The organism is Acinetobacter sp. UBA6571 (assembly GCF_002434085.1).
Lineage (GTDB): Bacteria > Pseudomonadota > Gammaproteobacteria > Pseudomonadales > Moraxellaceae > Acinetobacter > Acinetobacter radioresistens.
In genome coordinates this window covers 1-8,685 of the sequence record NZ_DJJJ01000056.1, presented here as the reverse complement: position 1 = coordinate 8,685, position 8,685 = coordinate 1, and the positions used below count along the sequence as shown (strand labels likewise).

Annotated in this window: 10 protein-coding genes; 7 read left to right on the top strand and 3 right to left on the bottom strand. The window is 39.6% G+C overall.

Going from position 1 to position 8,685, the window contains the following annotated elements:
• Positions 1-425 precede the first annotated feature (425 nt).
• The 5 genes from cydP to B3X18_RS10685 are packed head-to-tail and all read left to right on the top strand — an operon-like array spanning position 426 to position 3,789.
• Positions 426-617 (top strand): cytochrome oxidase putative small subunit CydP, encoded by a 192-nt coding sequence (cydP, locus tag B3X18_RS10705; protein ID WP_005026050.1) that lies wholly within the window; start codon positions 426-428, stop codon positions 615-617.
• Positions 617-2,224, top strand: a complete 1,608-nt coding sequence (locus B3X18_RS10700; RefSeq protein ID WP_005026052.1) for a cytochrome ubiquinol oxidase subunit I — start codon at positions 617-619, stop codon at positions 2,222-2,224. Before cydP ends, B3X18_RS10700 begins: the two co-directional genes overlap by 1 nt.
• Complete coding sequence (cydB, locus tag B3X18_RS10695; RefSeq protein WP_005026061.1) at positions 2,221-3,366, top strand: cytochrome d ubiquinol oxidase subunit II; 1,146 nt, start codon at positions 2,221-2,223, stop codon at positions 3,364-3,366. The genes B3X18_RS10700 and cydB overlap by 4 nt, the downstream gene beginning before the upstream one ends.
• A gap of 20 nt (positions 3,367-3,386) precedes the next feature.
• Positions 3,387-3,488 carry a cytochrome bd-I oxidase subunit CydX gene (gene cydX / locus B3X18_RS10690; protein ID WP_000270276.1) on the top strand — a complete coding sequence of 34 codons (102 nt, stop codon included), beginning with the start codon at positions 3,387-3,389 and terminating at the stop codon, positions 3,486-3,488.
• Positions 3,489-3,492: 4 nt separating this feature from the next.
• Positions 3,493-3,789, top strand: a complete 297-nt coding sequence (locus B3X18_RS10685) for a cyd operon YbgE family protein (RefSeq protein WP_005020161.1) — start codon at positions 3,493-3,495, stop codon at positions 3,787-3,789.
• Between the two features lie 40 nt (positions 3,790-3,829).
• Here B3X18_RS10685 and B3X18_RS10680 read toward each other — a convergent pair whose 3' ends face one another.
• From B3X18_RS10680 to ftsY, 3 genes are all read right to left on the bottom strand, one after another.
• The gene (locus B3X18_RS10680) at positions 3,830-4,486 is read right to left on the bottom strand and encodes a DUF2057 family protein (protein WP_005026064.1); all 657 of its coding nucleotides are present in this window, start codon (positions 4,484-4,486) and stop codon (positions 3,830-3,832) included.
• A gap of 203 nt (positions 4,487-4,689) precedes the next feature.
• Positions 4,690-5,283: a nitroreductase family protein gene (locus B3X18_RS10675; protein WP_005026066.1), complete on the bottom strand. Its 594-nt coding sequence runs from the start codon at positions 5,281-5,283 to the stop codon at positions 4,690-4,692.
• Positions 5,284-5,525: 242 nt separating this feature from the next.
• Positions 5,526-6,626 (bottom strand): signal recognition particle-docking protein FtsY, encoded by a 1,101-nt coding sequence (gene ftsY / locus B3X18_RS10670; protein ID WP_005026067.1) that lies wholly within the window; start codon positions 6,624-6,626, stop codon positions 5,526-5,528.
• 246 nt (positions 6,627-6,872) lie between these two features.
• On the opposite strand from ftsY, the gene B3X18_RS10665 reads away from it, so the two are divergent.
• Positions 6,873-8,201, top strand: coding sequence for a M16 family metallopeptidase (locus tag B3X18_RS10665; RefSeq protein WP_016801307.1), 1,329 nt, complete (start codon positions 6,873-6,875; stop codon positions 8,199-8,201).
• Positions 8,202-8,214: 13 nt separating this feature from the next.
• The gene (locus tag B3X18_RS10660; RefSeq protein WP_286935567.1) at positions 8,215-8,637 is read left to right on the top strand and encodes a hypothetical protein; all 423 of its coding nucleotides are present in this window, start codon (positions 8,215-8,217) and stop codon (positions 8,635-8,637) included.
• Positions 8,638-8,685: the final 48 nt, after the last annotated feature.

Genomic DNA, 8,685 nt, shown 5'->3' with positions numbered 1-8,685 from the left:
CACTTCAAGTTTTACTCTGCCGGATATACCAGTAGCTTTTGTATAAGTGTTGACTTACACATATCTAGTATATTGGTTATTTATTAGTTTTGACTTCCTTACTTACAGGATACTGTTAATCCAAACTAAATAATTAATAAATTTTATTTTTAATCCCAAGTTTTTTAATCTACTTTAATTTATAAATACAACTGTTTTAATCTGATTTAATTATTAATTAAACTAAATTAGTCGGAATTATAAAATTCTTAATCTAACCATTTTAGTAAACTTTATTTTTATTAAATAAAAAATTATTTTTTTATTTTCAAATTATTGATTTATAATTATTTAATAATATATTTTTATTTTAACTGTTTTAAGTATTTATTTTTTGTTTTTATTTGGTTAATAATATAGACAGGTATTTAAATAGGCTTATTTCCATGAGCTTAACTCCCAAAAATTTTAACCAGCGTATAGTTAGAGAAATTACACTTATTTTAATAATCAAGATTGTAATTTTAATTACTATTAAGAATATCTGGTTCGATTCTCCAACAATTCCCAAGAACTTTGACACTCAAGTTGCCGAGCATATTGCCGGTACTCCCTCTCAATTTAAGGAGACACGTTGATGATTTCAGAAAGCGTGGTCGATCTCTCGCGGTTTCAGTTTGCCATGACCGCGTTGTATCACTTTATATTTGTACCTCTTACTCTTGGTTTAGCTTTTATTCTTGCCATTATGGAAACCACCTATGTGATTTCTGGCAAAGAAATTTATAAGGATATGACCAAATTCTGGGGAAAACTTTTTGGTATTAACTTTGCCTTAGGTGTAACGACAGGCTTAACCATGGAGTTCCAGTTTGGTACAAACTGGGCGTACTATTCACATTATGTCGGTGATATTTTTGGTGCGCCACTTGCTATTGAAGGTCTGATGGCATTTTTCCTTGAATCGACGTTTATCGGTCTGTTTTTCTTCGGCTGGGACCGACTTTCCAAAGTTCAGCATTTGAGCGTGACCTGGCTGGTGGCGCTCGGTTCCAACATGTCGGCACTTTGGATTTTAGTCGCCAATGGCTGGATGCAGAACCCGGTAGGCGCAGCGTTCAACTTTGAAACCATGCGTATGGAGCTGGTTGATTTCGGCGCACTAATTTTCAACCCTGTAGCCCAGGTTAAGTTTGTTCATACCGTATCGTCAGGTTATGTGACTGGTGCGGTTTTCGTTTTAGCCATCTCAAGCTACTACTTGCTCAAAAAACGTGATCTGCCTTTTGCACGGCGCTCTTTCGCCATTGCTGCAATCTTTGGTCTAGCCTCTACACTTTCAGTGATTCTGCTTGGCGATGAGTCAGGTTATGAACTTGGCGATGTACAAAAAACCAAATTAGCTGCAATTGAAGCAGAATGGGAAACTCATCCGGCACCTGCTCCATTTACACTATTTGGTATTCCAAATCAGGAAGAAGAGCGTACTGACTATGCCATCAAAATTCCATATGTGATGGGTATTATTGCAACACGTTCTCTTGATAAAGAAGTAACAGGTCTGAAGGATCTCATGGTTCAACATGAGCTTCGTATCCGTAATGGTATGACTGCATATGCTGAACTTGAAAAACTTCGTGCAGGTGACCGTTCTCCAGAACTCATGGCTTCATTTACAGAAAACCAGAAAGACTTGGGTTACGGACTGCTTCTGAAAAAATATTCACCCAATATTGTAGATGCTTCTGAAGAGCACATCAAAGCAGCAACCAAGGATACAATTCCCAACGTTACTGCCCTGTTCTTCTCGTTCCGTGCCATGGTTGCATCAGGTTTCCTCATGCTACTTCTATTTATTCTTGCAACTTATGCAGTGGCTAAACGCAATGCAGAAAACAAACCTTGGTTGCTTAAATTTGCTCTTTACGGCCTGCCACTGCCTTGGATTGCTACACAAACTGGCTGGTATGTGGCTGAAGGTGGCCGCCAACCGTGGACAATTGGTGAAGTTCTACCTACACACCTCTCTGCTTCAAGCTTAAGCACTGGAGACATTTGGGGTTCAATCCTGGCACTTGCAGCATTCTATACCGTACTTTTAATTATCGAAATGTACTTGATGATTAAATTTGCTCGCTTAGGCCCAAGTTCTTTACATACTGGCAAATACCATTTTGAAAAATCAAATGCCGAGCAAGATGATATTGTTCTTCCACAACACGTATCTGGAGAGGCCCAATCATGATTGAATACGAACTCCTCAAAATAATCTGGTGGGTTTTGGTTGGTGTGCTGCTGATTGGCTTTGCGCTCACCGATGGCTTTGATATGGGCTCCATGGCAATTATGCCATTTGTAGGTAAAAATGATGAAGAACGTCGTGCAGCAATCAATACCATTGCTCCTCACTGGGACGGCAATCAGGTCTGGTTCATTACAGCTGGCGGTGCACTCTTTGCTGCATGGCCAATGGTATATGCAACAGCCTTCTCGGGCATGTACTGGGCATTATTACTCGTACTGTTCGCTCTTTTCTTAAGACCTGTTGGTTTTGACTACCGCTCTAAACTTGAGAATAAAAAATGGCGTAACTCTTGGGACTGGGGTCTAGCTGTTGGTGGTGCAGTTCCTGCTTTAGTTTTCGGTGTTGCCTTCGGTAATATGTTCCTGGGCGTACCATTTACTTTAGATGAAACCGTACGTTCAACTTATACTGGTAGCTTCTTTGCCCTACTTAACCCATTTGCACTAGTTTGCGGTATCGTCAGCTTATCTATGCTAAGTGCGCATGGCGGTGCCTGGTTAATGCTTCGTACTGATGGCGACTTGCATGCACGCTCTGCTAAAGCAACTCAATTGATGGGCGTAGTATTCTTAGTCTGCTTCTTGGGCGCTGGAGCATGGTTATATTTCGGTAATATTGAAGGCTATACTTTAGCTCAACCATTTGACACTAACGCTGTAGCAAACCCTCTTGCCAAAGAAGTGATTACCAATGGCAACCATGGCTGGATGAATAACTACTCAATTTATCCAATCACCATGATGGCACCGATCATGGCAATCTTGGGAAGCCTGATTGTGATTGTAGCTGCTGCGAAAGCCAAAGCTGGTTTAAGCTTCCTGGGCACATCCTTCATGGTGATTGGTGCCATTTTAACAGCTGGTTTTGCGTTGTTCCCATTCCTTATGCCTTCAAGCATCAACCCTGTCGCTAGCTTGACCATGTGGGATGCAGTATCAAGTAAAAATACACTCACTGTAATGACTGTTGCAGCCTGTATTTTTGTTCCAATTATTTTGTGTTACACCACCTGGTGTTATTACAAAATGTGGGGCGTGATTACCAACAAACACATCAAAGCCAATTCACACAGCTTGTACTAAGTTTTATCAGGAGAATGCTTATGTGGTATTTCGCGTGGATTTTAGGAATCTTGATGGCCTGTTTTGCAGGTGTGCTCAGCGCGCTCTATATCGAACATCATCAAAATCTGGATGAGGAGTAATAGCATGGCTGTAGTAATGACAACATCAATGAGGCTTACCGTTCATCGTTTGATTATGGCTGTTTCTTTCCTGTTGGCATTGCCACTTGCAGCCATTATGCTGATCCATCCTGCACTTATGCTGGATCAGCATGGTCAGTATAACCATCGTATGATCATGCTGATTATGTTAGGAATTTCAGGGGGATTTATTTATGGCGTAGGGTTTGTGCCCCGTTTTTGGTTATGGAAATGGTTGTTTAGCCCAGTTATCGCTTGGCCCCTTATGCTACTAGGCTATTATATCTGGCTGCTTCAGTAGTAAATTCTTATTTTAAAAAGGCCTCATCTTGAGGTCTTTTTTATTGCGCCTGTTCGGCTATCCAATTCATAAAACTTTGCCGCTCTGCTTTAGAAGCTTTTTTCCAGAGTTCAATTAACTGCTGATCTGTTTGAGTGTTTCTACTGGTCATAGCAGTTTTTACTGTATCTACAATTGAAGCAGTATAAGTAGGCTCAGGCTGATGAACTGATGGCTTTATCTGCTTTTGGGTCAAATCAAAACTGCGTCCTAGCAAACCGCTACCTAACCAAGGTTTAGCTTCAGTATTTGCACCGGTCTGTTGCACGACCAGTTCATTTTTGCTGTTATATAAAGCCACTGTTGGCTGAGCTGCATATATTTTTGCTGCTTCAAAAGACTGGGGTGGATTTACCAATGCCAAAGTATAAGTTTCACCATCTTTTAGATCTGGTGTCTGAACGGTTACCACACCTGATTTCAGAATGTCATGTTCGCCATTTAAATGTTGAAAGAACTGCCTATAGCGTATGCTTAAACTTGCCTTGCCTGCATCAATTTCATACGTACTTTCTTGTGAACGTAGAAAGTTATTTTTTACTTCCTGATCATTTACTGCCAATACATCAATAACTTCTGGCGCTGCAATAGTTACTGCAGCATATGCGACATTTCCTAGTGAAAATATTAAAGCTGCAATGAACAACCTTGAAAGCATAATAGGTACTCTACATGTTATATCTAAATTCTAGCTGCACTATGCTATGCATTTATGACTATTTTATGACATCTTGAACCTTAGATTTTAATTTTGATTAAATTATTAAATGCTAAGTTTTTCTTTTAATTTATTAAGAATGATCTATATGTTTAAAATAAAAAAAGAGTACCTACAGGTACTCTTTTTCAATTTTAGAAAGTTTAGTTAAATGTCTTAAAGCGTGCTGCGTCATCCATAAAAGTTTTTTCACCTGCCGGAGCCTCAATTGAACCAAATACCAGTTGAGCGCGTAATTTCCAGCTTGCCGGAATACCAAAAGTTTGGGCGACTTCTTCATCTACAATTGGATTATAATGCTGTAGTGAAGCTCCAATACCCTGTTCAGATAAAGCCGTCCAGACAGCAAACTGCGCAATTGCAGTAGAATGTTCTGACCACACTGGAAAATTATCTGCATAGGCGGCAAATTGTTCCTGCAAGCCTTTAACTACATCCTGATCTTCATAAAATAAAACTGTGCCATAACCTGCTGCAAAACTGCTGATTTTCCCGTCAGTTGCTGCAAATGCTTCAGCCGGTACGATTTTACGTAAAGTCTCGCGTACAATTTCCCAGAATTTGGTATGAGATTCGCCAAACAGAATCGCAGCACGGGAAGACTGTGAGTTGAATGAAGATGGACTGTGCTTGATTGCCTCACGAATTGTTTCTTCGATTTTTGCCTGGTTTACGTTGACATTATTACCAATTGCATAAATTGTACGACGATTTTTAACGTGATTCATAAATGACATAATTTTAGTCCTTTCTGTACTTTAAAGACAGATAATCTGTTGTTTGTTAAAATCAGTTTATAAGAATCCGGGAATAACGTCAGCCTTAAATCAATAACATAGTGTTTTATTTTTGGAACAATACTTTAAAAATTTCTTAAATTTCTTTATTTCTGACTCTAAAATAAAGCAGATTTATTATTTTATACTTTAAAAAATGAAGAACTCCGCATTTAGCGGAGTTCTTTAAGATATAAGCCAGATCACTTATCAGTTTCAAATAAAGCAGCAACAAAAGCTTTGGCAGAGAATGGACGCAAGTCATCAATTTTTTCGCCTACCCCGATAAATCGGATTGGTACATGAGTACGACTTGCAATATTAAACAGCACACCACCTTTAGCAGTACCATCAAGTTTGGTAATAGTTAAACCGGTTAAACCAACAGCTTCATCAAACATTTGCACCTGATTAATAGCATTCTGGCCTGTACCAGCATCAACAACCAGCATAATTTCATGTGGAGCTGTCGCATCAATTTTCTGCATAACACGCTTAACTTTTTTAAGCTCTTCCATCAAATTACTTTTATTGTGCAAACGTCCTGCAGTATCGGCGATTAGCACATCAATTCCTTTAGCACGAGCACTTTCGAAAGCATCAAAAATAACTGATGCACTATCGGCACCGTGTCCCTGCGCAACCACCTGAACATCATTACGCTCCCCCCAGATTTGCAACTGTTCAGTTGCAGCCGCACGGAAAGTATCGCCCGCAGCCAGCATAACTTTCTTGCCTTCTCCCTGTAAGCGCTTAGCCAGCTTACCAATCGTGGTGGTTTTACCTACACCATTTACACCTACCACTAAAATCACATAAGGATTTTTATTCGGGTCAATATGTAAGGGTTTAACACGCGGCGCAAGCAAGGCAACCAGTTCTTCTTGTAAAGCTTTATAAAGTGAATGTGAGTAAATCAAATCACCCCGAGCAGTCCGCTCAGTCAAATTATTAATAATTGTCTTGGTTGCTTCTACACCAATATCGGCAACCAGTAATTGCTCTTCAACCTCTTCAAGCAACTCATCATCAATTTCCTTACCCCCGATCAGGATATTGACCATTCCATCTGCCAAGTTCTTACGGGTTTTAGTCAGCCCCTGTTTCATCCGGCTAAAAAAACTGCCTTTAGATTTCTCTTCATCTGCCTCTACACTCTGAATACTGGCAGTGACAGGTTGTTCTTGTTTTGGAGTATCAATAATGGGAACGTCAACAGCAGGTAAGCTAGGTAAAGTGACATCGTCATCCCCGATATCAGAATCAATCAAGAATTTATTTTGCACATTAGATTGCTGTTGCATGCCGATTCCTTGAAAAGCATCGCGTTAAAAAAGAAAGAGTTTAGCATAGATTCCTGACCGCGCATGATGCTTAGGCTAAGTCTCAACCAAAACTCAACAACTATGGCTTGCGTTAAAGCCCTGTTTTTTGAACAATAGAACAAAATTATACATACTTGACCGGAAATAATAGTGTCTCAAGTTACACGACAGTTCAAAAAACATCTTAAATCTATCTCTCCTTTTCTTTTTATATCTTTAAGCATTATGGCTGGTACAGTGGTGATATCTACAACCCTACAGGCTCAAACCACGACTGAACTTTCCAGAACAACTGTAGAAACCTCATTAAGCAACGGTTTAAAAGTTATTATTCGAGAGGACCATCGTTCACCTGTAGTAATGACCCAAATCTGGTATGGGGTCGGCAGTAGTGATGAGTCTGGTAATCTGCTAGGTATATCACATGCTTTAGAACATATGATGTTTAAGGGAACAACCAAAGTACCTCATAATGAGTTTACCCGTTTAAGCCGCATTTATGGCGGTAGTGTTAATGCCTCAACCTTTACCAATTATACCAACTATTATCAGCTTTATCCGAAAAGCTATTTACCACTCGCACTGGAACTTGAAGCTGACCGTATGACTAACCTGGTGCTTAAACAGGAAGACTTTGAGCCAGAAATTAAAGTCATCATGGAAGAGCGCCGGTTACGTACTGATGATAATCCACGAACTTTGGCTTTTGAACGATTTAAATGGATTACCTATCCTACAAGTCATTATCGCCAGCCCGTAATTGGCTATATGAAAAATCTGCAGAATATTCAGTTAAATGACCTGAAGAACTGGTATCACAACTGGTATACCCCTAACAATGCTATTTTAATTATAGTGGGCGATGTAAATGTGGAAGCAACTTTAAAGCAGGTAGAAAAATATTTTGGGTCAATTCCTGCACGTAAAACACCAGAACGTAATGATGTCATCGAATTTGACCGCCCAGGTTATCGACATATGGAGCTTTCTCTTCCGGTCCAAATTAATAACCTGTATATGGCTTGGAATGTCCGTTCATTAAAAACTGCCAAAAATCCTCAGGATGCCTATGCCCTTACCATTATTCAGTCCCTACTTGATGGCAGTATTTCTTCACGTTTACAGAACCGGCTGGTAAGGGATAAAAAAATACTGACTGCTGTCAGTGCAAGTTATGATCCTTATAACCGCGGAGATACTCTTTTTAATATTACAGCCTTACCTGCAGATGGAGTCAGTTTCCAAGAGGCACAAGAAGCCATACAGAAAGAACTGGATCAGCTCAAAACTGAGGCGGTGAATTCCAATGAACTGGAACGTGTAATTACACAATTCGTATCTAGTTTAATTTACAGTCAAGATGATATCGCTGGGCAAGCTAAAATGATCGGGAATCTGGAGATTAATGGCTTAAGTTATCGCTTACTGGATAAACTGCCACAGCACTATGAAACAGTGACGCCACAAGATATACAGCGAGTTGCAAATGCCTATTTTGTCCGTGAAAATCTGAGTACGCTTTATTTATCTCCGCTTCCTCAAGATTCAAAATAAAGAAAGGATTGCTATGATTCATCTACGTATGCCTTTATTAATGGCCAGCCTTTCTCTAAGTTTGTCGGCAATTGCTGAAGTCAATTTACAGGAAGCTGACTTTGAGCAGGATAATAGTAAACTATATTCTCTTTCTACCTTACAAAGCTTACGCAGCATTTCTAAGAAGCAGGAATATCAGGCACCTTATGTACATGATCTGACAAATCGCTATAAGGTCCGTAGTCTGTTCGTCGAATCACAAGATTTACCTATCATAGATATACAACTCACCTTTAATGCAGGTTCGGCAAGAGATGAAAGTATAGAAAAAGGATTAAACGGATTAGCAAATATGACAGCTAATCTGCTAAATGAAGGCACAGAGTTTTATACTGCGCAAGAGGTTGCAAATACTTTTGAACGTCTTGGTTCGCAGGTCAGTAAAAATGCCTAACGCGATAGGGTTATTGTACGCTTGCGGGTTTTATCAGATCCAAAAAAA